Genomic DNA, 25,343 nt, shown 5'->3' on the forward strand with positions numbered 1-25,343 from the left:
AGGTCTTTTTTTAGGAAACAAAACATCGGGGAGGTAATGAGATGAAATTACGTGAACCAATGCCCGAACTTACAGGCGCAACCGAATGGTTGAACGGTGAAGTGGCAAGGGACCAATTAATTGGCGAAAAGCCGACCCTTATCCATTTCTGGTCAGTTAGCTGCCACCTGTGCAAGGAAGCGATGCCGCAGGTAAACCAGTTCCGTGACGACTATAAAGACAAGCTAAATGTTGTGGCAGTACATATGCCAAGGTCCGAAGATGACCTGAATTTAGAAGATATTAAGAAAACCGCAGCTGAACACGGCATTTCCCAGCCAATATTCGTAGACAGTGAGCATAAGCTTACGGACGCATTCGGTAATGAATACGTGCCTGCGTATTATGTTTTTGATAAGGAAGGAAAGCTTAGGCATTTCCAGGCGGGCGGCAGCGGCATGAAGATGCTTGAGAAGCGGGTAAACCGCGTTTTGGACGAAACGGAAAAAGCTGAATAGAATCAATGAGGCCTGGCACATTAGATGCCAGGCCTTTTATCTTTCTTAGGAAATTATAAAATTGAACCTTGTGAATAACTCGAAACAAGTTATTGTAATCCAGCTCCAGCGCCTAGCCCCTCGAGGTCATAAGCCGGTTCCCTCCGGAGGGCAGGCCCGTCCTCGGAAATGCTCGCATTTCCTTCGTGCGTGGGCGAATTCAGGGATGCCATTCAATGTCCTGCGGGCCCCGTCTTATGCTTGTCGGGGCTAACCAAGGCGCTTGCGCATTTTGTTCGTCTATGTATAATCCCGCTGCCACAAAGGATTCGCCAATTCCGTCTAATTTGTAAAGGAAGCAGGGGGTGCTTGTATGGCACGATATAAAAAATGGGTGCTGGTCATGTTTCTTTCGCTGTCTGCGTTATTGGCGGCTTGCAGCAATGCGGGGCAGTCAGATTCAGCGAAAATGTCAGGCGGTTCGGGGCAAAACACGATGGACAGGGAATACGGCGACTCGGTTGGAATGGAGGGAGACACAAAGGAGAAGTCTGACGCTCCGGATGGAGTGAAACCATCGGCGACTGTCTCGGAGAGGATGGTAATCCGGAACGCCGAACTTCATTTGCGCGTAAAGAATTTTGAAAATGCTCAAAAATCGATTGAAACAAAGGCAGAAAAATATGGAGGATATATTGTCGAATCATCAGTTTCACGGGACGGTGACGAGCAGATGAGCGGCGTGATGACAGTCCGTGTTCCTGCCGCACACTTTAATAGCTTTTTGAATGAGACGGAAAAGGACGCAGCGGAAGTGCTTGACCGGTCTATCCGCGGCGAAGATGTAAAGGAACAATATGTCGACCTGGAGTCAAGGTTAAAGTCCAAGAGGGCGGTTGAAGCAAGGCTCCTAGATTTTATGAAAGGAGCCACCAAAACGGAGGACTTGCTTCAAATTTCAGCCGACCTTGGAGAGGTCCAAGAAGAAATCGAGCAAATAACAGGAAAAATGAAGTATCTTCAAAACCAGTCATCGTTATCGACAATAAAAATTACCCTTTTTGAAAGGAAATTAATCGCCAAAGCGACGACACCAAAGGAGTTGGATACTTGGGCAAGGACGAAGAAACAGTTCATTAGCAGCTCGAACTTCCTTCTTTCTGCCGGATCGGGATTGACAGTCTTTTTCCTGGGAAACCTGCCCGTACTTCTCTTTCTTGCAGCTGTCGCGCTACTTATTTTCCTTTTCTTTAAAAAAGCCGTAAAAAGAAGGGGAGGTTGATAGAGCTTCCTTTATTCGACGCTGGTTGTGAACTCAAAAAAAAGTAATGTTCCGGTTTCGACACTTTTTTGCTACTATAGGAATAAATATATTCCTTGGGGGAATCAGAGTGAAAAAAGATTTTGCAGTCATTGGCCTGGGCCGTTTTGGCGGGAGTATTTGCCGGAGGCTGTCCGAACTGGGAATGGAAGTCCTTGCTATGGACAACAACGAAGAAAGGGTTAATGAATACGCATCCATCGCCTCGCATGCCATTCTCGGCGATTCCACCGATGAGGCGGTCCTTAAAGCAATCGGAATCAGGAACTTCGATCACGTCATTGTCGCGATTGGGGACAATATACAGGCTAGCATCCTGACCACCTTGATCCTGAAGGAACTTGGGGTAAAGCATGTAACAGCTAAAGCACTGAATGATTACCATGAAAAGGTTCTTATAAAAATTGGCGCCGATGTTGTGGCGCATCCTGAACGGGATATGGGGATTCGTATTGCCAATAATATTTCAACAACTACAGTCCTAGACTACCTTGACCTTTCCGATGAGCACAGCATCGTCGAAATCGTCGCGAATGAGCGGCTTGGCGGAAACACGATTATTGGCCTGAACATCCGCGCCAAGTACGGGATTAACATTGTCGCAATAAAGAGGGGGAATGACATTATCGTTTCTCCGCTAGCAAGCGAGAAAATCTGGCTTGGCGATATACTGATCGTAATTGGGGCGGATGTGGACATTGAAAGGTTCAGGAAGAAGGTTATTGAAGATTAAAAAGGAAGCTTGCGGCTGCAAGCTTCCTTTTCTGTTAATCCTTAACCGCCAAATCAGATTTCCATAATGATTGGAAGAATCATCGGGCGGCGTTTTGTTTTTTCATATAGGAATGGTCCGAGTGTATCGGTAATTTCGTTTTTGATTTCGGACCACTGGGTCGTCTTCCGCTCCATGATTTTGTTCAGATGTTTCGAAATGAGGGCCTGTGCATCATTAATTAAATCACCCGACTCCCTCATATAGACGAATCCGCGAGAAATGATGTCAGGGCCGGAAGCAATCTTGAATTCCTTCATATTAATGCTAACAACAACCACCACAAGGCCCTCCTCTGACAAAATCCTCCTGTCGCGAAGGACGATGTTCCCAATGTCGCCAACCCCGCTCCCATCGATGTAGACGGAACCGGAAGGGATTTTTCCAGCGATTTGCGCACTGTCTTCTGAAAGGGCGAGCACTTCGCCATTGTCCATAATAAAACAATTTTCCTCAGGTACGCCGCAATCAACCGCGAGCTTTGCGTGCATCTTCTGCATGCGGTACTCACCGTGAATTGGAACAAAGAACTTCGGTTTGATAAGCCTAAGCATGAGCTTTTGCTCTTCCTGGCCTCCGTGGCCTGATGTATGGATATTGCTTAATTTGCCATGAATGACATCCGCGCCCGCGCGGAACAACATATTAATGGTCCTGCTCACGCTGATAGTGTTCCCAGGAATTGGGGAGGAAGAAAACACAACGGTATCACCAGGTATAATCTGAATTTGGCGATGTGTTCCATTCGCAATCCTCGAAAGGGCGGCCATAGGCTCACCCTGGCTCCCTGTACAAAGAATGGTTACCTGGTTTGCCGGCAGCCTGTTGATTTGCTGTGCGTCAATGAAGGTTTCCTTTGGTGCGCGGATATAGCCAAGGTCCTGGCCGATATTAATGGCCGCTTCCATACTTCGTCCAAAAACGGCAACCTTCCTGCCATTGGCGACGGCTGCTTCAACTACCTGCTGAAGCCTGTGGATATTGGAAGCGAAAGTCGCGAAAATAATACGGCCATCAACCTTCCGGAAAATATCATCGATGCTGTCTCCAACCCGGCGCTCGGACATCGTAAACTCGGGTATTTCACTATTCGTACTATCCGATAGAAGGCAAAGGACGCCTTCACTTCCAATTTCGGCCATTTTCGTCAAGTTCGCAGGCTCGCCAACCGGTGTGAAATCAAATTTGAAATCCCCGGTATGGACGACTTGTCCATTCGGAGTTTTTACAACGATGCCATAGGAATCAGGGATGCTGTGAGTAGTACGGAAGAACGTAACGGAGGTTTTCCTAAACTTGATTATATCGTCTTCCTTAATTTCAATCAGCTTCGCTGTCCTTAGTAGGCCATGCTCTTCCAGTTTGTTTTTAATCAGGCCAAGCGCAAGCTTTCCTCCATATATCGGTAAATTGACTTCCCTCAATAGGTAAGGAATCCCGCCAATATGGTCCTCGTGTCCATGGGTAACAAAAAGCCCTTTGATTTTTTCTTCATTTTTCACAAGGTAGGAATAATCCGGAATGACATAATCAATTCCAAGAAGTTCGTCCTCCGGAAACTTAATCCCTGCATCAATGAGGATAATCTCATCCTGAAACTGGACGGCATACGTATTTTTCCCGATTTCGCCAAGGCCGCCAAGGGCAAAAACAGCGGTTTGGTCATTTTTAACAAATTTCATAAATTATCATATCTCCAATACATTAAAGTCTTCATTTTGTTTTTCATATTCCAGGTAGGCACCGTTTACCTGCTGGACAAATTCAATATTGTAGCCCCGGTCGGCCAGTTTTTTCCTTACATCCCGCTCCGATTCACCCTCGATGTACAGGGATTTAGTATTTTCCCTGATAGGTACCTCGTTGATTCTCTCCTGATAGTATACCTTGAATAACATGTTTCCTCGCTCCTATCTCCACAAATACATTTTCTTATTATAAAACCCCTGATCCGAATGCACAGCCTGTACCGGACTCCGGGGGAAACGCTAACATCGTTTGGATGATACTGCTGCTTTTCAATTTACAATAAGGAAGGAGCCCTTCGCAAGTTTGAAGGGCTCAAAACATTAGGCAATGGATTTTTTTCGTAATAAATCTTTCCACTGTTTTAAAAGCTTCTTTCTTAGCTTCTTTAACATAGTGGATCATCTCCTTACCTTTATTTTATACCATCCTTGTCCAATGTAAAGCAGCCAGGTGAATAATTGGGCGTATTTTTCAGATTTTGGGCGTAAATCTTAACAAAAATCGTCCCTCTGGTACTACTAGTATATGTGTGTCTGTTCAATTTCTTCATGGTTAATCATGGAATCGGCAAATGTCAGTGAATTGACAAAATATTTTTGAAAGATTAATGTTTTTACTATTGTAAGACGTCAGGGGGAATTTAGTTGGGCAGGCTTTATGCTTCGTTAATCGGGTTGGGTGTGATTTGGGGAACTTCCTTTATGTTTATCAAAATTCTTTTACAAACGCTTGGCCCGGCGGAGGTAGTATTCGGCCGGACGTTCTTCGGCGCGGCCATGCTTGTGGCCATTGCAGTAGCCACGAGAAGATCGATGCGGCCTTTCATGAAGCTTCCCCATGCAAAACTGCTAGCCATTGCACTTGCAAATAATGTCTTGCCCTGGCTGTTAATTTCCGCAGGGGAGACAAAGATAACATCAAGCCTTGCCTCCATTATTAATGCTACTACCCCTATATGGACTTTGTTAATCGGTTTTTTATTCTTTTCGACAAAGCTTAGGAGAAACCAGTGGATTGGTGCTCTCATAGGGTTTTGCGGAATATTCTTTCTATCCGATTTCGGAGGGGATTCATTTGGGGCGGGTAATTTCGCTGGCATCCTGTTGATGAGCGGGGCTGCGCTTTGTTATGGCATTGGATCGCATATGACGAAGAAATATGCCGATGAAATACCAATCTTTGAACTTTCACTATATACACTTGCTTTTTCGTCAGGAGCGAGCTTCATTGCCATGCTCGTTACGGGGCTGCCGGAAGCCTCGGTTTTCTTCAGCCTGCCCAATGTAGGGGCCTTTGTTGGTCTAGGGGCAGTAGGTTCTGGACTTGCCTACCTTATTTATTATTATCTTGTCCAAAAAGGGAGCCCGGAATTTGCAGCACTCGTGACCTACCTTGCTCCGGTTTTCGCAATTTTTTGGGGAGCGTTCCTCCTAGGGGAGGATATCCATTTGTCAATGCTTTTGGGCTTAGGTATCATTTTTTCCGGTGTCTACATCTCCTCCATAAAATCACGAGAGAAATTCCCTATCGCTTCCAATCATGGAGCCAAATAGGAAGGGGCAAATACAGCTATTAATGCTATAACTTACCCCATCAATCTAATCATTCCGTTAACCTGATAACAGCCGCCCATAATAGGCGGCTGTATCATCATCGTTCAATCGCTAAAGCATTTTCAATTGGTTTATATGGATCTTCCTTGTTGATATGGTCATAGAACATTATTCCGTTTAAATGGTCGATTTCATGCTGGAAAACGACAGCGGCTAGCCCTTTCAGTCTAAGCTTAACCTCATTCCCATCCGCATCATATCCTTTTACCGTTATACGTGCGTAACGCGGGACATAACCGGGATAAGGCTCATCGACTGACAGGCATCCTTCACCTGAAGTTAGGTAAGCCTTTTCTACGGAATGGCTCGCAATCTTTGGGTTGAAAAGGGCATGGCTGTGTAAATTTCCCTTTTCGTCATGTACATGGACGGCAATCATTCTTTTTGGCACGTTTATTTGCGGCGCGGCCAGGCCGATTCCAGGGCGGAGCCCATATTTTTCAGCAATCTCGGGATCCTGGCTATTTATAACATACTCCAAGAGACTCGTAAGGATTTGCTTGTCTTCTTCTGACGGTGGAAGCGGCACTTCATTGGCTGTTATTCTTAAGGTTGGATGCCCATCGCGGATAATATCGTCCATTGTTATCATATTTAGTTCACTCCTGTAAAACAAAACATTAATCCCAATCCCTATCATAGGAAAAAGTATGACATTAGTCTATCAGACAATCACCAAAAAGTTAATTACATGAATTTTTTCCACCATCTAAAATCTATTCTGCATTAGGGGCATTTGGGAGATACGGCAGCAACAAGAGGCAGGGGAAATGGCTTATCCGGTTACAAAAAGAAGAGGCGAACGCCTCCTCTTCACTTGCCATTATAGCCAGGCACAGCCAACAATAATCAAAAGAATAAACAGGACAACGATTAAGGCAAATCCTCTGCCCCATCCGCAAAATCCACCGTATCCACCAAATCCGACGGGATAGCCATATCCGTAACCGTACATAAGCGAACCTCCTCCGCGTAATGTTTGCCTTCCCTATTAACCGGGCGACTATTACAGCCTATGCGGGTCTGCCTGGGGTAGTATGGGCCCACGCCCAGTCATAAAAGGCAATTTTCATGAATAAACTGAAATGCGGCGGACAAGCTTTTGTTACTTTGAAAGTTGTCAAATACAAAAACTCTCGATATAGTTGAATTGTTAAGAAAAGGAGTGATCTATTTTGCCATTTTCTCCAACGAAAAAACTGCTGTTCCTTTTAGGAGCTGCCATTTTGCTGCTTTCAGGATGCTTTGGAAAAGAAACTCCCGAATCGCAGTTATATGAAGTGATGGAAAAAGCGGTTAAAGCCGAAAAACAGTTTGAAGCCCAGCAAGACCCACTCATTGAGCTTGAATCAAAGGAAAAAGCAATTTTTGATAAAATCATGGGCCTAGGCCTAAAGGAATACAGTCAAATATCCACTCTTTCAGATGAGGCACTGGACATTGTCGACAAAAGAAAGGAACATATCGAACTTGAGCGGCAAAGCTTAGAGCAGTCGCGGGAGCAATTTGAAAAAGCATCAGCGATTATGCAGGAAATTAAAACGCCTGAATTGAAGGAAAAAGCGGAATTACTGTATCAGACTATGAAAGAGCGATACAAGACACACGAAACCCTCTATGAGGAATACATGAATGCGCTTGAAGGGGATCGAAAATTGTATACCTCGCTTAAAGCGAAGGATGTTTCTTTGGAAAACCTTGAAGACCAGGTGAATACCCTCAATGACTTTTACACGAGCATTCTCGAAGCGAATGAAAAGTTTAATGAACTAACAGAAAAGTACAATAAGGAAAAGCTCAACTTTTATGAATTGGCTGGGCTTATGGGGAAGGAATCCTAATTGGAGCAGGCGAAATCCGCCTGCTTTTCCTTTTTTTTCGGGGGTAAAGCGCTTTCCTAGTGTTTCCCCAGGCGCATATAAGGATGGAAACAGGATTGATACAGATTAGGATTATTAAGTGGTACAGATTTATTATTTTTGAAATTATTTACTATCATTATTATAGTGATAAATTTATAAGTCATGGTTGTTGACGGTTTCAAAGAGAATGATGTAAACTCAACTTGCAGGGGGACATTGTATTAATTTAATGGGGTCAAAAACTGGTACAGCATAAAAAGGCAGCGCGAAAGGGAATATGGGTTTCCAGTCGCAGTGCTTGTGGAAAACAATATAGATATGAGCCAGCAGCCCTCGATAAAACGGGAGCACCAGGCAGGAATTTTAAAACAATCTATTAAGGAAAGAATCTGTTATCCGATTTTTAGGGCAACATAAGTGAGTATTTATAACCCATTAAAACAGGAAACCCCGAATGTGTTTGCTGTAAGTAGAAAATTTGTGAAAAAGAAAGGAATGGTGACCAAAATGGCTTCTAAGACAAAGAACGCCCAAGTCGATGCGAAAAAGACGCTCGAAACAGTTGAGCAGCAATTTGAAACGCTCCAGATTTTAAATGAAGAAGGCAAGGTCGTTAACGAGGCGGCGATGCCGGATTTGAGCGATGAACAGCTCCAGGAATTAATGAGCAGGATGGTGTACACACGCATTCTTGACCAGCGGTCCATTTCCCTTAACCGACAGGGCCGTCTTGGATTTTACGCGCCTACAGCAGGGCAGGAGGCTTCCCAGCTCGCTTCACAATACGCGCTTGAAAAGGATGATTACATTTTACCAGGGTACCGGGATGTGCCTCAGCTTATTTGGCACGGACTTCCGCTTTACCAGGCATTCCTTTTTTCCCGTGGCCATTATCAGGGGAACCAAATTCCTGAAGGTGTCAATGTTCTGTCTCCGCAGATTATTATTGGCGCTCAGTATGTCCAGGCAGCCGGCGTTGCGCTTGGATTAAAGAAAAATGGTTCAAAAACTGTTGCGATTACCTACACTGGCGATGGCGGCGCATCCCAGGGCGATTTTTACGAAGGAATCAACTTTGCGGGCGCATTCAAGGCACCGGCGATTTTCGTCGTCCAAAACAACCGATTTGCCATTTCCACGCCTGTCGAAAAGCAATCTGCCGCGCAAACCATTGCCCAAAAAGCTGTTGCAGCGGGTATCCCAGGAATCCAAGTGGATGGAATGGATCCTCTTGCGGTTTATAAAGCTGTCCGTGACGCCCGTGACCGTGCTGTTAATGGCGAGGGGCCTACTTTAATTGAAACGTTGACCTACCGTTACGGCCCACATACGATGGCAGGGGATGATCCGACACGCTACAGGACTTCTGACCTTGACAGCGAGTGGGAAAAGAAGGACCCGCTTGTCCGTTTCAGGAAGTACCTGGAAGGCAAGGGGCTTTGGAACGAAGAGAAGGAAAATGAAGTGATCGAAAGGGCGAAGGAAGAAATTAAAGAGGCAATTAAGAAGGCCGATGCAGCCCCTAAACAAAAGGTTACCGACCTAATGTCGATTATGTACGAAGAAATGCCTTTCCACTTGAAGGAACAATATGAAATTTACAAAGCAAAGGAGTCGAAGTAAATCATGGCTCAAATGACAATGATCCAGGCAATCACCGATGCCTTACGCATAGAGCTTCGCAATAATGAGAAGACTTTGATTTTCGGGGAGGACGTGGGTGTAAACGGCGGTGTTTTTCGTGCAACCGAAGGCCTTCAAAAAGAATTTGGCGAAGATAGGGTATTTGATACACCACTAGCTGAATCCGGAATTGGCGGATTGGCAATCGGCCTTTCATTGACTGGCTATCGGCCAATCCCAGAAATTCAGTTTTTTGGATTTGTTTTTGAGGTAATGGACTCTATAGCTGGACAAATGTCCAGGATGCGCTACCGCTCCGGGGGACGATACAATATGCCAATTACGGTTAGGTCTCCATTTGGCGGCGGCGTACATACTCCCGAGCTTCACTCTGACAGCCTTGAAGGTTTAATGATGCAGACACCAGGATTGAAAGTTGTCGTTCCTTCGACGCCATACGATGCAAAGGGATTGCTGCTTTCAGCCATCCGCGATAATGACCCGGTTATTTTCCTTGAACATTTGAAGCTTTACCGGGCATTCCGCGAGGAGGTACCAGAGGAAGAATACACAATTCCACTTGGGAAAGCGGATATTAAGCGAGAAGGAAAAGATTTGTCAATCATTACGTATGGCGCGATGGTCCATGAATCACTCAAAGCGGCAGAAGAGCTTGAGAAGGAAGGCCATTCCGTGGAAGTACTTGACCTCCGTACACTGATGCCATTGGATATTGAAGCGATCGTTGCTTCCGTTGAAAAGACAGGACGGGCAATTGTTGTTCAGGAAGCCCAAAGGCAGGCTGGCGCAGCAAACCATGTTGTCAGTGAAATCATGGAACGTTCCGTCCTGAGCCTTGAAGCGCCTGTGCTTATTGTGGCTGCGCCTGATACGGTTTATCCGTTCTCCCAGGCTGAAAACGTATGGCTTCCAAACTATAAGGATGTCATTGAAACGGCCAAGAAAGTACTTACGTTCTAATTGGACAAGCGCTGAGTCTGGCGAAGCTTTTTAAACGTGAAGATATTCAGGAATAATAGGAGGATGAAGCATAGTGTCATTCCAATTTAAAATGCCTGACATTGGTGAGGGAATCCACGAAGGCGAAATAGTCAAATGGTTTATTAAACCAGGGGATAAAGTAAATGAAGACGATGTACTTTGCGAAATACAGAACGATAAGGCTGTAGTCGAAATTCCTTCGCCAGTAGAGGGAACTGTCGAGGAAATCCTGGTTGGCGAAGGTACAGTGGCTACAGTTGGTCAGGTACTTGTTACGTTCGATGCACCTGGCTATGAAGACCTTCAATTCAAAGGCGATAGCAATGAAGATGTCGAACCAGCTGCTAAAGAAAAAACAGAGGCCCAGGTTCAATCTACATTGGAATCCGGCCAGCAAATTAATAAAGAAGAGGCACAGGCACAAAAACCGGAAGGGGCTACTGGCGCAGGAGCTGCTGCAGCTGCAACGCCAAAAGCCGAAGTCGATCCGGATCGAAGAGTCATTGCCATGCCATCGGTAAGGAAATATGCGCGTGAAAAAGGAGTCGATATCCGCCAAGTTTCAGGCTCGGGCAATAATGGGCGTGTCCTTAAAGGCGATATTGATGCCTTCTTGAGCGGGGAGCAGGGAGCTCCGAAAGCTGATGCCCAAGGCGCCGTAAATGAAGCAGCCATCCCAGCAGCCGAAGAGGCGAAGCAGGCACCTACTCCAATTCCGCAAGGACAATATCCTGAAACGCGTGAGAAGATGAGTGGAATCCGCCGTGCGATTGCCAAGGCGATGGTGAATTCCAAGCATACAGCTCCGCATGTTACCCTTATGGATGAAGTGGAAGTAACAAGCCTTGTTGCTCACCGCAAGAAATTCAAGGAAGTTGCCGCCGAAAAGGGCATTAAGCTTACATTCCTTCCTTACGTCGTAAAGGCGCTTACAAGCGCGCTAAGAGAGTACCCTGCACTGAATACTTCTGTTGATGATGAGGCGGGGGAAATCATTCAAAAGCATTATTACAACATTGGAATCGCCGCCGATACAGAAAAAGGCTTGCTTGTCCCTGTTGTTAAGGATGCGGACAGAAAATCGGTATTTGCAATTTCCAATGAAATAAACGAGCTTGCTTCCAAAGCAAGGAGCGGAAAGCTTTCTCCGGATGAAATGAAAGGCGGATCCTGTACCATTACGAACATCGGCTCGGCGGGAGGACAATGGTTTACGCCTGTCATCAACCATCCAGAAGTTGCCATCCTTGGAATCGGCCGTATCGCGGAAAAAGCAATCGTAAAAAATGGGGAAATCATTGCTGGGCCAGTTCTCGCAATTTCCTTAAGCTTTGACCATCGGGTTATCGATGGTGCAACCGCACAGAATTTCATGAACCACATTAAGAGGTTGCTGAACGACCCGGAACTCTTGTTAATGGAGGCGTAAAAAATGGTAGTAGGAGATTTTCCAGTTGAAACAGATACAATAGTGATTGGTGCTGGCCCCGGCGGGTATGTTGCAGCGATTAGGGCTGCCCAACTCGGCCAAAAAGTGACGATCGTTGAACGAGGAACATTGGGAGGCGTCTGCCTGAATGTCGGCTGTATCCCTTCCAAGGCTCTGATTGCCGCTGGCCATAGGTATGAATCCGCAATTCATTCCAGTGACATTGGCATTAATGCGGAAAATGTAACTGTTGACTTTTCAAAAGTTCAGGAATGGAAAGCGGGCGTTGTCAAAAAGCTTACCGGTGGAGTTGAAAGCTTACTAAAAGGCAACAAGATTAGCATTGTCCGCGGAGAAGCCTATTTTGTTGATGCGAACACGTTAAGGGTTATGGATGAAAATTCTGCCCAAACGTATACGTTCAAAAATGCAATCATCGCAACAGGTTCCCGCCCGATTGAATTGCCTGCCTTTAAGTATACAAAGCGTGTTCTAGATTCCACTGGCGCGCTTGCGCTGAACGAAATTCCAAAAAGCATCGTTGTTATAGGCGGAGGCTATATTGGAACGGAGCTTGGAGGAGCGTACGCGAGCTTTGGAACTAAAGTAACCATACTTGAAGGTGCTGACGAAATCCTGAATGGATTTGAAAAACAAATGTCGTCGCTCGTTAAGCGAAACCTTAAGAAAAAAGGGGCTGAAATTGTTACAAAAGCCCTGGCAAAAGGTGTAGAGGAATCAGCCGATTCTGTTAAAGTGACATATGAGGTAAAAGGCGAGGAACAAACAGTCGAAGCTGATTATGTTTTCGTCATGGTCGGACGCCGTCCAAATACCGATGAACTTGGTCTTGAACAGGTCGGAATTGAAATAACCGATAGGGGTATTGTCAAGGTAGATAAGCAGTGCCGGACCAATATTGGCAATATATATGCCATTGGCGATATCGTACCGGGTCCTCCTTTGGCCCATAAGGCTTCGTATGAAGGTAAAATTGCAGCTGAGGCTATTGCAGGACACCCGTCTGAAATCGACTATCTGGCAATTCCGGCAGTCGTTTTCTCTGATCCTGAGCTTGCATCCGTCGGTTATACCGAAGCACAGGCAAAGGAAGAAGGCATTGAAGTAACCGCAGCCAAGTTCCCGTTCGCCGCCAACGGCCGCGCATTGGCATTGAACCAAACCGATGGCTTCATGAAGCTAATTACCCGTAAGGAAGATGGGCTTGTTATTGGAGCACAAATCGCAGGTCCAAGCGCTTCGGACATGATTGCCGAGCTCGGTTTGGCAATTGAAACCGGAATGACCGCGGAGGATTTGGCTATGACTATCCATGCCCATCCTACACTCGGAGAAATCACGATGGAAGCGGCAGAAGTAGCCATCGGAAGCCCAATCCATATCGTAAAATAAATGAAGCTAAACAAAAAGCCCTTCCCCGCAATAAACGGGAAGGGCTTTTTTTTAATATTAATTTGTTCCATCCAATGCTTTGGATACCGGCAGGATGATTTTCTCCTTCGTCGTAAGTCCATCAATTCTAACCATAACTTTTTCTTTATAAAGGACAATCAGGGCAGGGCCTGATTTAACATCAAATTCGTCGTAGTACTTCTTTTCTTCCTTACTTGACAGGACTAAAAGGTTTTCCATCTCTTCCGGAAAATCTTTTTTTAGTTCAATCAAGGCATCGTAATAGGCTGCTTCACGGCTATATTCCTTTTCATCCGAAAAGAAAATAATTTGTTTTGTGTTTCTATCCACTGAAAGAGCTACCTGCTCAGCTTTGCTGCAGGATGCTGTAATAATTAACGAAAAAAAGAGTACATAAACAGGAAAACCTTTCATATCTTTTGCCCCCAATAGTCCGATATGATACCTACAGCTGGCAATACACGACATCAACATTTTATCACATGGCCAGCGGCTACCTTCCCTTGTCATGCAAATGTTACAGAAATGAAAAATATCGCAGGTGGGCCTGGCATATACTTCTGTAAATGGCTAGGTTTTCCTGGGGGGTATCAGGCGCGGTGGAAAGGATGAAGGTGTACGTTTTATTCCTTATCCAGTTTATAATCTGGAGCGGTTATACATTAACGGAATGGCTGTCGAAGCACGACCATCCTTTATATAATGTCCTCATGTTCTTAGTGTTTTTTTATCTCGCCGTCATAATCGGCGAACACTTAATCGAGTCCCAAAGGAAGGCTCTTTTTCTTACAGCTTTCAGTCTTGGGCTGTACTCATCATTTCATATAATCCTTTCCTATTTTGAGTTTCCTTCCATATTGCAGAAGTTGTAAGCAGGATACAAGAAAAAGCATCCCATTATTTTGGGATGCTTTCGGGTTATTTCCTTGGATTGTAATACATGATTCTTCCGTTGAACAAATGCAGTTCAGCCTGCAATTTTTTGGCCAGGAACTTGCAGAATTCGTTCGCCTTCCCTTTGTCTCCCGCGGTAGCCCCGTCAGGCAGGGTAACTTGGACATAGGACTGAATTGCAGAGGTGCCATCCTCCGCCTCCACAGCTTCTTTACCGACCGCCAAGGCAATTGCGCGGTATCGGTCTGGGTCGGTGGAATGCAAGTAAAACCATTCTCCCTTCCCTTCCGGCGTTTCCTTTAGTTCATATGGAAATGCGCTCTCGCTATACTCCCAATTAACCTGGGTGCCAGTTTTAGATGTTATGTCCTTGTAATAATGGAAAAAGTCCTTTAGTTCATCCAGTGTAACAGATTGCTTCGCTGATGAAGGCACAAGTTTTATAAAAGCGTTTTCAGCCAACACCATACCCCCTTGATCCATATTTCTGTACAACTTCATTGTAGCATTGTCTAAATTCGTTAAACAACCGCGAAATGGCAAAGAATCACTTTGTTTGAAATTTTGTCAAAGTTGAATTATAATAATATTCTAACAACTTTTAAGGAGGAGTGTTATGGATCAATTCGAAAAGCTTTATGACGAACATGAAAATGTCAAGGTTCGTTTCACTGGATTTACTACTGAAAATGCCCGCTATGATTTCGGTGTAGTCTATTCCTCTCTGTTTTTCGGAAAGCCCCTTGTCGTTTGTATGCAAACCGGCCGATCAACTCTCCTCGAACCTAAAGACCTGGATGATATAGAGCATTTGCAACATGTCTTTCGGATTAATGATGAAGGACAGGCAAATGAACTAGTCGATTTCTTTTCGGAAATTCTTCCGTCCGCGCCATTTATAACTCAATATGACTAAGAAGGCAGGCCATTCAAAGGCCTGTTTTTCCGTTTAGAGGGCATATGGTGTTATTTGGCGAAAAATATGTTAAAAGTGACATACAATATCACTTGAAATTTTAAATAGGTTATATTAATATATAAATAAATTACATTAAGCGCTTACATTTCTACTAAATCTTAAGGGAGCTGATCAACATGGGAACAATTGTATGCCAAACTTGCAATTCAACGATTGATCATTTCGAAGATGAAAAAGTGACAGTCCTTTACTCAAAATGCACATGTGAAAAATGCCATACCCGCCAGGATAACGACCTGTAAAAATGTTGGAATGCCTGAAACAGAACTGTGGGATAAATAAATCTTAAATAAAAAACAGGATTCCCAAGAATCCTGTTTTTTGTTATTTAATCGCTTTGTATTCTTTGATGACCCGGATTTTCTTAATTTGGTCATCTTCAGGTCCCTGAACAGGCAGGCCAACCTCCAGGTTTTTTTGGATATACAGAAGGTTTTCCTTCGTTATAATCTCTCCTGGAATAAAAATCGGAATTCCGGGTGGATAAACCATTATGAACTCCGCGGTAATCCTTCCTTCCGATTCTTCGAAGGGAACTACTTCCGTTTCCGAGTAAAATGCATCCCTTGGTGTAAGAGCCAGGAGAGGAATATCCGGAAGAAACACCTTTAATGGCTCAGGCTTCCCTGCTCCCTCAACACACTCTTCGGCAAGCTCCCTGAGGGCATTGACGAGGATATCGGCCTCGCGCTCTGTGTCACCGGGGGTGACGATGCAAAGGATATTATACAAATCCGAAAGCTCAACTTCGATATTATGTCTGTCGCGAAGCCATTTTTCAACTTCATAGCCCGGTATTCCAAGGTCCTTAACAGAAATAATAAGCTTCGTAGGGTCGTAATCGAAGGCTGCCTTTGATTTTAATATTTCGGGCCCCACGCAATAAAGCCGGTCGATTTCATTGATTCTTTTCCTTATCGATTGAGCAAGGCTGATTGTTTTTGAGATTAATTCACGCCCTTCTGTGGCAAGCCTTTTCCGAGCCACATCGAGTGATGCCAGGAGAAGGTAGGACGTCGAAGTGGTTGTCAGCATGCTTAAAATCGATTGAACGCGTTTGGACGAGACAAGGCCTTCCCGTACATTCAATATCGAACTCTGGGTCATGGACCCGCCTAGTTTGTGCACACTTGTCGCTGCCATATCGGCTCCCGCTTGCATTGCCGACAAAGGAAGGTCTTCATGGAAATGGATATGGACTCCATGGGCTTCATCCACTAGGACCGGCACGTTATATGAATGGGCAATTTCCACGATCTTACGAAGATCTGCGGAAATTCCGAAATAGGTTGGATTAATCACGAGCACCCCTTTAGCATCTGGGTGCTGGTCCAAAGCCCTGGCAACAGACTCGGTTGTAATGCCGTGGGAAATACCGAGATTTTCATCAATTTCCGGATGGATGAATACCGGTATGGCACCTGAAAATACAATCGCCGACATGACCGATTTGTGAACGTTGCGGGGAACAATAATTTTGTCCCCTGGTCCGCAAACAGTCATAACCATCGTCATTATGGCGCCGCTTGTACCCTGGACTGAAAAGAATGTATGGTCCGCCCCAAATGCTTCAGCGGCTAATTCCTGAGCCTGCTTGATAATTCCTTTCGGGGAATGCAAATCATCAAGCGGGCCAATATTTATCAAGTCAATGCTTAACGCATTGTCACCTATGAATTCACGAAATTCAGGATCAATACCTGTTCCCTTTTTATGGCCTGGGATATGGAATTGGACTGGATTCTTTTTGGCATGTTCAACAAGGCCGGTGAACAACGGCGTTTCAAATTGGGACAAGATTTCCACACCTCTTTACTAAATAATCGGTTCGTTCAACTATATTTCTGCAAAAGCAAGGCCCTCGCCCAATTACAAATCTAGCCGGCAGGACATAAAACAAATGAATTATAGCACTTCTGCTTTCGTTTGCAAATAAATATTCATTTCCTATTAGGCATACTCCGGCTTTCTATGTAGTTTCCCGTTAAGGGAGGGAAATTAACCGAATTTGGAGAATAACATAAGGGAACAGGATGGAGGAGGCATGGTAATGGAGTGGAAAACGAGAGTAACAGAGATGCTGGGTATCCGATACCCCATCATACAAGGAGGCCTGGCCCATCTTGCATATTCGGAACTTGCATCGGCGGTATCCAATGCTGGCGGCATGGGCCAAATAACAGCTATGTCCCTGGATAGCCCGGAATTGCTGCGTGAGGAAATCCGGAAAACAAAGGAAAAGACGAATAAGCCATTCGGAGTGAATTTTGCCATTGGGCAGCATGGGCGACCTTTTCATCAATATGTGGAGGTGGCGTTGGAAGAAAATGTTCCGGTCATCTCAATGACAGGGGGAAATCCGGCGCCTATTTTTGGCCAAATAAAAGGTACGTCCTGTAAAACGCTCGTCCTGGTTGCCTCGAGAAGGCAAGCGATGAAAGCGGAACAGCTTGGCGCCGGTGCTGTAATGGTGGTAGGCCAGGAGGGAGGAGGGCATCTAGGCAAGGAGGATATAGGAACGATGGTCCTAATTCCCCGAGTTGCCGAATCTGTTTCCATCCCGGTTATTGCATCCGGAGGGATAGCCGATGGCAGGGGGCTTATGGCCGCGTTCGCCCTTGGCGCCGAAGGAATTGAAATGGGAACACGATTCATTGCTGTAAAGGAATGTGTCCATGCAAATGAACAGTATAAACAAAAATTGCTTGAGAGCGGTGAATCCGACACCGTTATAATAAAAAAATCGCTCGGTGCCCCGGGAAGGGTCCTTCATAATGAATGGGCTAAAAAGATAATTGAACTTGAAAAGAAAGGCTTAGGGTACGAGCAATTAAAGGATTACATCAGCGGTGAAGCTAACCGGAGGTTCATATATGACGGAAAAGTGGAGGAAGGCTTTGCGTGGGCCGGCCAGGCAATAGGGTTGATCCGTGATATCCCTACCACATCGGAATTGTTTGAACGGATCCTTGCCGAAGCATCCGAAATCCGAAGGCGATGGGAAAAATCCAACTAACATCGCGCGAACTCCGATTCTTTTTGGCTGCCAGGAAAAGTGGTAAACTATATTAGCGCTATTAAATAGTAAAGCAGGTGCGAAAGATGGATTACCAATATCCAATTGATTACACATGGACTACGGATGAAACTGTACAGGTTATCCAGTTTTTTCAGGCAGTTGAGGAAGCATATGAAACAGGAATAGGACGGGATGAATTTATGGCCGCATACCGGACATTCAAAAAGATTGTCCCAGGGAAATCTGATGAAAAGAAGCTATGCGGAGAATTCGAGGAGCTAAGCGGCTACTCCTCCTATAAAGCAGTGATGAGAGCAAAGGAACTCCCAGAAGGAGGAAAACTCCGCATTAAGTAAAATTGATACCCCCATGCCCGAAACGGTATGGGGGTTCATTATTTTCATTGAAAATTGTCGCCTGAAGGGTGAAAGGCATCTGGAACTTTCCCTTATTATGGCACAATTGTTTTTCATTATATTTTGCAGGTTTATGTCAATTTATATAGGGGTAATATTTGTCTAAATACACCATCAAAATGTTGCAGCAATTCGGATGGGCCCATCTTGACAACTTCATCGCGATCAAAGTGACAGCCGCACAGGATTTCCGCTTTTTTAACATCTTTAAGGCGTTGGAAGGACTCATTCAGTTCTTCTGCTGAAAGGCTGCCATGCATAATCGCTCCAGGCTTCATATGGTCTTCTGACCAGACAAAGTTGTTCGGGATTCCTGAAAGGATGTCACCCAGGTGTTTTTGAAAGTTTTCTCCGATTTGCGGTTTCTCCTGGCATTCATAGATAACCGCGAACCAAATGAAAAGGTGGGTTTCCCATAGGCCAATCTGAAAATGGGGCATCATTTTATACCCTCTTCGATTACCGGAGATGGCAACCCATGTATCATTCGGCGGATTCTTGGTCCTTCTGGCATGCTTTGCTACATGTGCAAACATATCCCGGCCTGCCATTTCGGAGAGAATCGGGGCATAATGTTCGCCGAGCCAGGTTAATTTTGGACGGACACGGGTAATTAAAGCTTCCATTCGAGCTTCCAGGCCGTCAATAGAAAACACATTAAAGTCATCTTGGGTGAAACCATTAAATTCCATATGGTCCTCCTGAATTACAGTGATGAAATTATTTTAGCATACAGAAGCCGACTGTTAAAAATAGTTGTCCTTATAAGAGGGATAGAATCACATTTTGTCGCAGATTCAAAGAGAGCTTCATACTATGATAATAAAAATTCGAAAATTCAGTTAATGGCCGGAAGGAGTGCTTACTAATGAAACAGTTGATTAATACGACAAGAAAAAAGGCTTTCGATAAAGAAAGGACAGCAGTTTTAAGGCTTGAAATGGATTATGAGCTTGCGACATTGTATGATGCAATGGCAGAAAACAATGAAGAGATGAAAAAACATTGCAAATTACGCCTGGAAAAGATCCGGCAGGAACTTCTCCGATTAAAGGCCCTTTAACAAGGGCAACGAGGAAGGTTATTAAATGGAGTTTGCATATAGAAACGCGCAAGTTTAAACGGACTCCCGGCAATGCTGGAGAGTTCGTTTATTATTTTTAAACTTCTGTGGGTACCCTAAAGGTTGATGGACGCTGCACATTTGTATAAGCTGAAATAACGGGCGGATAATTAAGAGGATGATTGTTTGGGGGGATAACTAAATGGATACTGAACACGTGTTTGAACAGGCAAAGAAGTGGATTCTTGAAGCGGGGGAACGCATTCGTTCTTCCTTTGATAAAACTCTTAATGTCCATACAAAATCGGATCCAAATGACTTGGTAACAGACATTGACAGGGACACGGAAAAATTCTTTATCGAAAAAATTAGAGGCGCTTTCCCAGAGGATAGGATTCTTGGTGAAGAAGGGTTCGGCGACACTCTCTCCGACCTCGAAGGAGTAGTATGGATTATCGACCCGATTGATGGCACAATGAATTTTATCCACCAGCAGAGGAACTTTGCGATATCAATCGGAATATATGAGAATGGCAAGGGAAAAATCGGTCTTGTTTATGATATTGTCCACAAGGAACTTTATCATGCACTGGAAGGGAAAGGCGCCTTTTTAAATGGCAGGAAATTGCCGAAACTTGAAAGGGCTAGCGTTAAAGAATCGATCGTAGCCATGAATGCTACATGGGTGATGGAAAATAATATGGTCGACCATAACATCCTCATCCCACTTATCCGTGAGGCAAGGGGGACTAGGTCCTATGGGTCAGCAGCAATCGAGCTCATCTATGTTGCGACAGGCAGGGTAAATGCATATATTTCACCAAGGCTGGCACCATGGGATTATGCCGGCGGGGCAATTATTGTGGAAGAGGCGGGCGGAAGTGTGACGAGCCTTAATGGGGATAAGCTGGATATGCTCAATAAATCTTCCGTTTTCGCTGCAAGTCCAGGCCTGCATGGAGAAATATTGGAACGGTACCTTAAAGCAGGAAAAATAAAGTGAGGCAGGGATCTAACTCCCTGTTTTGAGTTGGAAAAAGCAAACGATTTCTTTTAAAATTTGTAGATGATTGTCAGACAACAAAAGCACTAAAGGGCGCCGTGCCTGGCCCTTCAGTGCTTTTTTGCAGCTTTCCTCTTTTGTTTAAATCCTCCTCTAATCGCAAATACTAGAATGGCGATACTTAAAAGGACCCCATAAATGCTTTGTTCCCCGATTGCGATGCCAATACCTGAAATGCCCGCGGCAGTTAGAATGGCAAAAACGAGGATGACCCAATTGAATTCTTTCACCTATTCCCAATCCTTTCCAACTATTATTTGGATTTATAGCCATAAATAAAGGGAAAATATATACTTCAAGCCCTATTGTAACCAAAAAATTTATAGGTTTCTACTTGATTTGTGTTATAATGTTTCAGTTGTACCTGACATAATAAGGCTATAATAGGTTTTACCCCAAACAAGAGGCAGGAGGAACTACCTTGAATAAAAGAAATGATATACGGAATATAGCGATAATTGCCCACGTTGACCATGGGAAAACAACCCTCGTCGACCAGCTGCTTAAGCAATCGGGAATTTTTCGTTCGAATGAGCATATTGAGGAAAGGGCAATGGATTCCAACGATATAGAACGTGAACGGGGAATTACCATTCTTGCAAAAAACACTGCTATTCAATATAAGGATACAAAAATCAATATTCTGGATACCCCGGGACACGCAGACTTTGGCGGGGAAGTAGAGCGGATCATGAAAATGGTCGATGGCGTTCTCCTTGTTGTTGATGCATATGAAGGTACCATGCCTCAAACCCGATTTGTCTTGAAAAAAGCGCTCGAGCAAAATCTGACTCCTATCGTCGTTGTCAATAAAATTGATAGGGATTTCGCCCGTCCCGCTGAGGTAATTGATGAAGTGATAGATTTGTTTATCGAGCTTGATGCAAATGAAGATCAGCTTGAATTCCCGGTCATTTACGCTTCTGCGTTAAATGGTACTGCCAGCACAGATCCCGAGCGCCAAGATGAAAACATGCAGGTGCTTTATGAGTCAATCATTGAGCATATCCCGGCACCAGCTGATAACAGGGAAGAGCCTCTTCAGTTTCAGGTTGCCCTGCTGGATTATAATGACTATGTGGGAAGGATCGGTATTGGCCGAGTTTTCCGCGGGACGATGAAGGTCGGCCAGCAGGTTGCTTTAATGAAGCTAGACGGCAGTGTAAAGCAATTCCGTGTAACAAAATTGTTTGGTTTCTTTGGCCTTAAGCGCCAGGAAATCCAGGAAGCATATGCCGGAGATCTAGTCGCTGTATCAGGCATGGAAGATATCAATGTCGGTGAAACAGTTTGCCCCGTTGAACATCAGGAAGCTTTACCGGTGCTCCATATTGATGAGCCTACCCTCCAAATGACATTCGCTGTTAATAATAGCCCATTTGCGGGAAGGGAAGGAAAATATTTAACTTCGAGAAAAATTGAGGAACGCTTACACGCTCAGCTTCAGACGGATGTAAGTTTGAGGGTTGAAAACACTGATTCACCAGATGCTTGGATAGTATCAGGACGCGGTGAACTTCACCTGTCGATCCTAATTGAGAATATGCGCCGCGAAGGATATGAACTTCAAGTGTCAAAGCCTGAGGTTATTGTTAAAGAGATTGATGGCGTTCGCTGTGAGCCAGTTGAAAGAGTCCAGATCGATGTTCCGGAAGAATATACCGGAGCGGTCATGGAATCAATCGGGGCGCGAAAAGGTGAAATGTCCGATATGGTTAACAATGGTAATGGGCAAGTCCGCCTTATTTTCATGGTTCCCGCCCGTGGGTTAATTGGTTATACAACCGAATTCCTTACATTGACGCGTGGCTATGGTATCATCAACCATACATTCGACAGCTATCAGCCTATGCTTGCCGGACAAGTAGGAGGAAGGCGCCAGGGCGTGCTTGTCTCAATGGAGTCAGGGAAGGCTACAACCTATGGAATTATGCAGGTTGAAGACAGGGGCACCATTTTTGTTGAGCCGGGCACTGAAATTTATGAAGGCATGATTGTCGGTGAACATACGCGTGAAAATGACATTACGGTAAATATCACAAAGGTCAAACATGCCACGAACGTCCGATCGGCAAATAAGGATCAGACCTCAACAATTAAAAAGCCACGGATTATGACTTTGGAGGAATCACTTGAATATTTGAATGAAGACGAGTATTGTGAAGTTACACCGGAGTCAATCCGCCTACGGAAGAAAATTCTTGATAAAAATGAGCGGGAACGGATTGCCAAGAAGAAGAAATATGCAGAAATGAATTAGGAGTTAGGGGAGGAATGCAAGAAATGGAGGACAGGCTGTCCTTTTTTGCAGCTCTTTACAGGGTAGGGGATAACCCAGAAGTGGGGATGTGGATGCTGTATGTAACGATTGTTGCTTTATCTATCGTTGTGTACAAGCTGGGTTTCGCTAAAAAACTTCCTCCTGTAAAATCCGCCGTTATTTACATTTTTCTCGCGCTTGGAAGTACGATTCTCACCTTCCTGGGGGTCATGCTGCCAATAACCGAGGGGCTTGTTGTCGCTGCAATCATCTTAATCATTTACAAAATCCGCCTGAATCAGGAACGGAAACAAAAAACAGAAGCTTAATGTAGGGAGAGTCTGCTGATGAATTCCTTGCAGGATACGATTTACAATTGGCTAACCATCAAAGTAGTTTGTGATGCCCGGCCTGATGATTCTGCTGCTTTTGAAACAAAAGAGCTTTTTGAAGAGATGATGGTTGAAAACTATGGTGTCACCGTTTCGGACTTACTCATTGAAACCGATGAAGACATGTATTATGTCCACTACGAGCGTGATGGGGAAAAAAAGAAAACACGTTTTCCAAGGGAACTGATTGAGGTTATGCTGAATCAGATTAATATGGAACCGGATAAATTCTGTAACTATCCTGAAGAAACAGATAGCTAAACCGCAAAACCCCCTGAACAGGACGTTCAGGGGGTTTTTCTGTCAAAAATCATCATTGTCTTTTTTGGTCCGGTACAGGCGGAAATTTCCGCTTGCTATCCGATCATTTGTCCTGGCGGCAATTCTGTCATGGCAAGGAGCGCACATATACGTATGGATTGGCCGGTTACGCAGCCTTTTTGCCTCTGGGGACTCATCAGGGATTGTTTCAATCGTATCACATAAAACGCATTTTACTCTCAAGCAGGGGCCACCTCGAATCTGTTTGCTTTCACCTTGGCTAATTTGCTGGCATACTAATAGTATAACATGGGAAATTACATGTACATAGCCTGGCGGTCATGCAAGTTGATGAATGAATTTGTAAATAGTAAGATTGTTGGAGCCGGGCATTTAACAGAAGAGAAGTGAAAGGAGCAATTAACAATGGCCAACCAAGTAGAGCCAAAACTAATTAAACCGTTATTTGATGAATTGCAGAAGGAGCGGTTTGCCACCCTCGCAACAATCGACCACGAAACCGGAGGTCCGAATATCAGCGCCATTTCCTGGCTGTTTGCAAAAGATGAAACCACCATTTATTTCGCGGTGGATAATCGATCACGGATCGTCCAGAACATTAAGAACAAAAGCGATGTGGCCATAAATATCATTGCCAATGAAACTACATACGCGATCAACGGCAATGCGGCTATCAAGCAGGAAAAGTTGGAAGGGGTTCCGTTAAAATTAGCCCTTATTGAAGTGAAAATCAATGAAGTAAGGGATGTCATGTTCTACGGCTCAAAAATTACCCAGGAACCACAGTACGATAAGACGTATGATAAAGTCGCCGCCACACGGCTTGACAATCAAGTTATGGATGCTTTCAGGAATGCATGAATGCATCTACAGCAAAATTAATAGGCCTGGCAAATTTTTTGCCAGGCTTTTTCTTGTAAAATCCTCCGGTCTACACATTCAATCCTTACAGGGGCAAAAAACTGCTTTTCTGGACGTGAAAATCACGTCCGGGGCATCACTTTCATCAATTTACCGTTAACGAAATCTTTACTTTCTCCAATGTGACTCTTCTTCCTGCCTGTTTTCCAATTTTCCCTTATCTTCTTTACGCATTTGTTCCTTGGATTCTTTAACAGGCCTGCCGCGTTCAGGCTCAACGCTTTTGCCTGGTACTTCGGGAACAATCCTTGCGGCCAAATCGGCTAGTTCATATAAAATCCCCTGGACGGGCCTGCCGTCTTCAATGTCCGCTGATATTTCCCTTAAACGGGCATTCAAATCCGGGTCAGCAATGACCATCGCCCTCGCGCCGTAAGGGTCATCCTTCAGTGCCTCTGCAACCGAGTATTTGATCGTGCCTGCTTCGGAACGTTCCACTTTGGAATCAATGTCAATTCCTACAATTGCATATTTTCCAAGGACGACTGCATTTGCTCCGTTTACCTTCGGGACAGAAGAAGCGATTTGCTCCAGATGGCTGGCGGCCCTTTGTCCAGCCTTCCTGTCCGCATTTGGGGCGGCGCTGTTTTTTACCTGTACCAAATGCCTTGAATTTTTTCCCGTATCCGGCCGCTCATTAGCCCCGCAACCGGAAATGACTAGCAGGATGCCAACTATGATTAACAATTTGCCCATGGCATAACCACCTATTCTTATAGAATGCCGGAAGCACCCGTTCCGGTAAATTGAAACGGATCACACGATTATTGTCC

At 44.7% G+C, this 25,343-nt stretch carries 30 protein-coding genes; 19 read left to right on the forward strand and 11 right to left on the reverse strand.

The annotated features are described in order from the left end of the window. Positions 1-41: 41 nt before the first annotated feature. From RB160_RS01060 to RB160_RS01070, 3 genes are all read left to right on the forward strand, one after another. Positions 42-497, forward strand: a complete 456-nt coding sequence (locus tag RB160_RS01060) for a TlpA family protein disulfide reductase (RefSeq protein ID WP_316568358.1) — start codon at positions 42-44, stop codon at positions 495-497. Positions 498-849: 352 nt separating this feature from the next. Then, positions 850-1,758 carry a DUF4349 domain-containing protein gene (locus RB160_RS01065; RefSeq protein ID WP_316568359.1) on the forward strand — a complete coding sequence of 303 codons (909 nt, stop codon included), beginning with the start codon at positions 850-852 and terminating at the stop codon, positions 1,756-1,758. A gap of 109 nt (positions 1,759-1,867) precedes the next feature. Continuing rightward, entirely contained in the window at positions 1,868-2,530 is a 663-nt protein-coding gene (locus tag RB160_RS01070; protein ID WP_316568360.1) for a potassium channel family protein, read from the forward strand. Positions 2,531-2,583: 53 nt separating this feature from the next. On the opposite strand, the gene rnjA is transcribed toward RB160_RS01070, so the two are convergent. After that, a complete protein-coding gene (rnjA, locus tag RB160_RS01075) occupies positions 2,584-4,251 on the reverse strand; it encodes a ribonuclease J1 (protein WP_316568361.1) in 1,668 nt (555 codons plus the stop codon). A gap of 6 nt (positions 4,252-4,257) precedes the next feature. Beyond that, the gene (locus RB160_RS01080) at positions 4,258-4,467 is read right to left on the reverse strand and encodes a DNA-dependent RNA polymerase subunit epsilon (protein WP_316568362.1); all 210 of its coding nucleotides are present in this window, start codon (positions 4,465-4,467) and stop codon (positions 4,258-4,260) included. Between the two features lie 495 nt (positions 4,468-4,962). Between RB160_RS01080 and RB160_RS01085 the strand changes: the two genes are divergently transcribed. Further along, a complete protein-coding gene (locus tag RB160_RS01085) occupies positions 4,963-5,871 on the forward strand; it encodes a DMT family transporter (protein ID WP_316568363.1) in 909 nt (302 codons plus the stop codon). A gap of 97 nt (positions 5,872-5,968) precedes the next feature. Here the strand turns inward: RB160_RS01085 and def are convergent, their stop codons facing one another. Further along, positions 5,969-6,523 carry a peptide deformylase gene (gene def, locus RB160_RS01090; RefSeq protein ID WP_316568364.1) on the reverse strand — a complete coding sequence of 185 codons (555 nt, stop codon included), beginning with the start codon at positions 6,521-6,523 and terminating at the stop codon, positions 5,969-5,971. Positions 6,524-6,754: 231 nt separating this feature from the next. Next, on the reverse strand, positions 6,755-6,886 hold the full coding sequence (locus RB160_RS01095) for a YjcZ family sporulation protein (RefSeq protein ID WP_316568365.1): 132 nt from the start codon (positions 6,884-6,886) through the stop codon (positions 6,755-6,757). A 220-nt stretch (positions 6,887-7,106) separates the two neighbouring features. Here RB160_RS01095 and RB160_RS01100 point away from each other — a divergent pair, with 220 nt between their 5' ends. From RB160_RS01100 to lpdA, 5 genes are all read left to right on the forward strand, one after another. Next, positions 7,107-7,772, forward strand: a complete 666-nt coding sequence (locus tag RB160_RS01100) for a YkyA family protein (protein WP_316568366.1) — start codon at positions 7,107-7,109, stop codon at positions 7,770-7,772. Between the two features lie 528 nt (positions 7,773-8,300). Then, on the forward strand, positions 8,301-9,416 hold the full coding sequence (pdhA, locus tag RB160_RS01105) for a pyruvate dehydrogenase (acetyl-transferring) E1 component subunit alpha (RefSeq protein ID WP_316568367.1): 1,116 nt from the start codon (positions 8,301-8,303) through the stop codon (positions 9,414-9,416). A 3-nt stretch (positions 9,417-9,419) separates the two neighbouring features. After that, positions 9,420-10,397, forward strand: coding sequence for an alpha-ketoacid dehydrogenase subunit beta (locus RB160_RS01110; protein ID WP_316568368.1), 978 nt, complete (start codon positions 9,420-9,422; stop codon positions 10,395-10,397). Positions 10,398-10,470: 73 nt separating this feature from the next. Further along, the gene (locus tag RB160_RS01115) at positions 10,471-11,847 is read left to right on the forward strand and encodes a dihydrolipoamide acetyltransferase family protein (RefSeq protein ID WP_316568369.1); all 1,377 of its coding nucleotides are present in this window, start codon (positions 10,471-10,473) and stop codon (positions 11,845-11,847) included. 3 nt (positions 11,848-11,850) lie between these two features. After that, entirely contained in the window at positions 11,851-13,260 is a 1,410-nt protein-coding gene (gene lpdA / locus RB160_RS01120) for a dihydrolipoyl dehydrogenase (RefSeq protein ID WP_316568370.1), read from the forward strand. A 57-nt stretch (positions 13,261-13,317) separates the two neighbouring features. Here lpdA and RB160_RS01125 read toward each other — a convergent pair whose 3' ends face one another. Further along, positions 13,318-13,695 carry a small peptidoglycan-associated lipoprotein gene (locus RB160_RS01125; RefSeq protein ID WP_316568371.1) on the reverse strand — a complete coding sequence of 126 codons (378 nt, stop codon included), beginning with the start codon at positions 13,693-13,695 and terminating at the stop codon, positions 13,318-13,320. A gap of 504 nt (positions 13,696-14,199) precedes the next feature. Next, positions 14,200-14,637 (reverse strand): DUF1885 family protein, encoded by a 438-nt coding sequence (locus RB160_RS01130; RefSeq protein WP_316568372.1) that lies wholly within the window; start codon positions 14,635-14,637, stop codon positions 14,200-14,202. A gap of 154 nt (positions 14,638-14,791) precedes the next feature. Here RB160_RS01130 and RB160_RS01135 point away from each other — a divergent pair, with 154 nt between their 5' ends. Together RB160_RS01135 and RB160_RS01140 are read left to right on the forward strand one after the other, a co-directional pair. Next, a complete protein-coding gene (locus RB160_RS01135) occupies positions 14,792-15,091 on the forward strand; it encodes a DUF3055 domain-containing protein (protein ID WP_316568373.1) in 300 nt (99 codons plus the stop codon). Between the two features lie 179 nt (positions 15,092-15,270). Continuing rightward, positions 15,271-15,396 carry a GapA-binding peptide SR1P gene (locus RB160_RS01140; protein WP_316568374.1) on the forward strand — a complete coding sequence of 42 codons (126 nt, stop codon included), beginning with the start codon at positions 15,271-15,273 and terminating at the stop codon, positions 15,394-15,396. 82 nt (positions 15,397-15,478) lie between these two features. Here the strand turns inward: RB160_RS01140 and RB160_RS01145 are convergent, their stop codons facing one another. Further along, positions 15,479-16,951, reverse strand: a complete 1,473-nt coding sequence (locus RB160_RS01145; protein ID WP_316568375.1) for an aminotransferase class I/II-fold pyridoxal phosphate-dependent enzyme — start codon at positions 16,949-16,951, stop codon at positions 15,479-15,481. A 253-nt stretch (positions 16,952-17,204) separates the two neighbouring features. Between RB160_RS01145 and RB160_RS01150 the strand changes: the two genes are divergently transcribed. Beyond that, on the forward strand, positions 17,205-18,170 hold the full coding sequence (locus RB160_RS01150) for an NAD(P)H-dependent flavin oxidoreductase (protein ID WP_316568376.1): 966 nt from the start codon (positions 17,205-17,207) through the stop codon (positions 18,168-18,170). An 86-nt stretch (positions 18,171-18,256) separates the two neighbouring features. Further along, entirely contained in the window at positions 18,257-18,529 is a 273-nt protein-coding gene (locus RB160_RS01155; protein WP_316568377.1) for a UPF0223 family protein, read from the forward strand. 131 nt (positions 18,530-18,660) lie between these two features. Here the strand turns inward: RB160_RS01155 and RB160_RS01160 are convergent, their stop codons facing one another. Next, positions 18,661-19,281: a YktB family protein gene (locus RB160_RS01160; RefSeq protein WP_316568378.1), complete on the reverse strand. Its 621-nt coding sequence runs from the start codon at positions 19,279-19,281 to the stop codon at positions 18,661-18,663. Positions 19,282-19,457: 176 nt separating this feature from the next. Between RB160_RS01160 and RB160_RS01165 the strand changes: the two genes are divergently transcribed. Together RB160_RS01165 and RB160_RS01170 are read left to right on the forward strand one after the other, a co-directional pair. After that, complete coding sequence (locus tag RB160_RS01165) at positions 19,458-19,652, forward strand: hypothetical protein (RefSeq protein ID WP_053366055.1); 195 nt, start codon at positions 19,458-19,460, stop codon at positions 19,650-19,652. A 202-nt stretch (positions 19,653-19,854) separates the two neighbouring features. Then, entirely contained in the window at positions 19,855-20,655 is an 801-nt protein-coding gene (locus tag RB160_RS01170; protein WP_316568379.1) for an inositol monophosphatase family protein, read from the forward strand. A gap of 110 nt (positions 20,656-20,765) precedes the next feature. Here RB160_RS01170 and RB160_RS01175 read toward each other — a convergent pair whose 3' ends face one another. Then, on the reverse strand, positions 20,766-20,945 hold the full coding sequence (locus tag RB160_RS01175; protein WP_316568380.1) for a DUF5325 family protein: 180 nt from the start codon (positions 20,943-20,945) through the stop codon (positions 20,766-20,768). A gap of 191 nt (positions 20,946-21,136) precedes the next feature. Between RB160_RS01175 and typA the strand changes: the two genes are divergently transcribed. From typA to RB160_RS01190, 3 genes are read left to right on the forward strand one after another with little or no spacing between them, the layout of a single operon-like run. Continuing rightward, complete coding sequence (gene typA, locus RB160_RS01180; RefSeq protein WP_316568381.1) at positions 21,137-22,975, forward strand: translational GTPase TypA; 1,839 nt, start codon at positions 21,137-21,139, stop codon at positions 22,973-22,975. Between the two features lie 14 nt (positions 22,976-22,989). Then, complete coding sequence (locus RB160_RS01185) at positions 22,990-23,304, forward strand: YlaH-like family protein (protein ID WP_316568382.1); 315 nt, start codon at positions 22,990-22,992, stop codon at positions 23,302-23,304. Positions 23,305-23,322: 18 nt separating this feature from the next. After that, positions 23,323-23,628, forward strand: a complete 306-nt coding sequence (locus tag RB160_RS01190) for a hypothetical protein (RefSeq protein WP_316568383.1) — start codon at positions 23,323-23,325, stop codon at positions 23,626-23,628. Between the two features lie 42 nt (positions 23,629-23,670). Here the strand turns inward: RB160_RS01190 and RB160_RS01195 are convergent, their stop codons facing one another. Beyond that, the gene (locus RB160_RS01195; RefSeq protein ID WP_316568384.1) at positions 23,671-23,871 is read right to left on the reverse strand and encodes a YlaI family protein; all 201 of its coding nucleotides are present in this window, start codon (positions 23,869-23,871) and stop codon (positions 23,671-23,673) included. A gap of 183 nt (positions 23,872-24,054) precedes the next feature. Between RB160_RS01195 and RB160_RS01200 the strand changes: the two genes are divergently transcribed. Next, positions 24,055-24,510, forward strand: coding sequence for a pyridoxamine 5'-phosphate oxidase family protein (locus tag RB160_RS01200; RefSeq protein WP_316568385.1), 456 nt, complete (start codon positions 24,055-24,057; stop codon positions 24,508-24,510). Positions 24,511-24,678: 168 nt separating this feature from the next. Here the strand turns inward: RB160_RS01200 and RB160_RS01205 are convergent, their stop codons facing one another. Further along, complete coding sequence (locus RB160_RS01205; protein WP_316568386.1) at positions 24,679-25,266, reverse strand: YhcN/YlaJ family sporulation lipoprotein; 588 nt, start codon at positions 25,264-25,266, stop codon at positions 24,679-24,681. Positions 25,267-25,343: the final 77 nt, after the last annotated feature.

This window comes from Neobacillus sp. YIM B06451 (genome assembly GCF_032667185.1).
Classification (GTDB): domain Bacteria; phylum Bacillota; class Bacilli; order Bacillales; family Cytobacillaceae; genus Bacillus_D.

Coding starts and splice junctions, on each gene's coding strand:
- RB160_RS01190 (WP_316568383.1), top strand. CDS start 23,323: ATGAATTCCTTGCAGGATACGATTTACAATTGGCTAACCATCAAAGTA.
- RB160_RS01135 (WP_316568373.1), top strand. CDS start 14,792: ATGGATCAATTCGAAAAGCTTTATGACGAACATGAAAATGTCAAGGTT.
- RB160_RS01095 (WP_316568365.1), bottom strand. CDS start 6,886: ATGTACGGTTACGGATATGGCTATCCCGTCGGATTTGGTGGATACGGT.
- RB160_RS01065 (WP_316568359.1), top strand. CDS start 850: ATGGCACGATATAAAAAATGGGTGCTGGTCATGTTTCTTTCGCTGTCT.
- RB160_RS01060 (WP_316568358.1), top strand. CDS start 42: ATGAAATTACGTGAACCAATGCCCGAACTTACAGGCGCAACCGAATGG.
- RB160_RS01205 (WP_316568386.1), bottom strand. CDS start 25,266: ATGGGCAAATTGTTAATCATAGTTGGCATCCTGCTAGTCATTTCCGGT.
- def (WP_316568364.1), bottom strand. CDS start 6,523: ATGATAACAATGGACGATATTATCCGCGATGGGCATCCAACCTTAAGA.
- RB160_RS01160 (WP_316568378.1), bottom strand. CDS start 19,281: ATGGAATTTAATGGTTTCACCCAAGATGACTTTAATGTGTTTTCTATT.
- RB160_RS01185 (WP_316568382.1), top strand. CDS start 22,990: ATGCAAGAAATGGAGGACAGGCTGTCCTTTTTTGCAGCTCTTTACAGG.
- RB160_RS01125 (WP_316568371.1), bottom strand. CDS start 13,695: ATGAAAGGTTTTCCTGTTTATGTACTCTTTTTTTCGTTAATTATTACA.
- RB160_RS01165 (WP_053366055.1), top strand. CDS start 19,458: ATGAAACAGTTGATTAATACGACAAGAAAAAAGGCTTTCGATAAAGAA.
- RB160_RS01200 (WP_316568385.1), top strand. CDS start 24,055: ATGGCCAACCAAGTAGAGCCAAAACTAATTAAACCGTTATTTGATGAA.
- RB160_RS01110 (WP_316568368.1), top strand. CDS start 9,420: ATGGCTCAAATGACAATGATCCAGGCAATCACCGATGCCTTACGCATA.
- RB160_RS01080 (WP_316568362.1), bottom strand. CDS start 4,467: ATGTTATTCAAGGTATACTATCAGGAGAGAATCAACGAGGTACCTATC.
- RB160_RS01155 (WP_316568377.1), top strand. CDS start 18,257: ATGGATTACCAATATCCAATTGATTACACATGGACTACGGATGAAACT.
- RB160_RS01170 (WP_316568379.1), top strand. CDS start 19,855: ATGGATACTGAACACGTGTTTGAACAGGCAAAGAAGTGGATTCTTGAA.
- pdhA (WP_316568367.1), top strand. CDS start 8,301: ATGGCTTCTAAGACAAAGAACGCCCAAGTCGATGCGAAAAAGACGCTC.
- rnjA (WP_316568361.1), bottom strand. CDS start 4,251: ATGAAATTTGTTAAAAATGACCAAACCGCTGTTTTTGCCCTTGGCGGC.
- lpdA (WP_316568370.1), top strand. CDS start 11,851: ATGGTAGTAGGAGATTTTCCAGTTGAAACAGATACAATAGTGATTGGT.
- RB160_RS01150 (WP_316568376.1), top strand. CDS start 17,205: ATGGAGTGGAAAACGAGAGTAACAGAGATGCTGGGTATCCGATACCCC.
- RB160_RS01140 (WP_316568374.1), top strand. CDS start 15,271: ATGGGAACAATTGTATGCCAAACTTGCAATTCAACGATTGATCATTTC.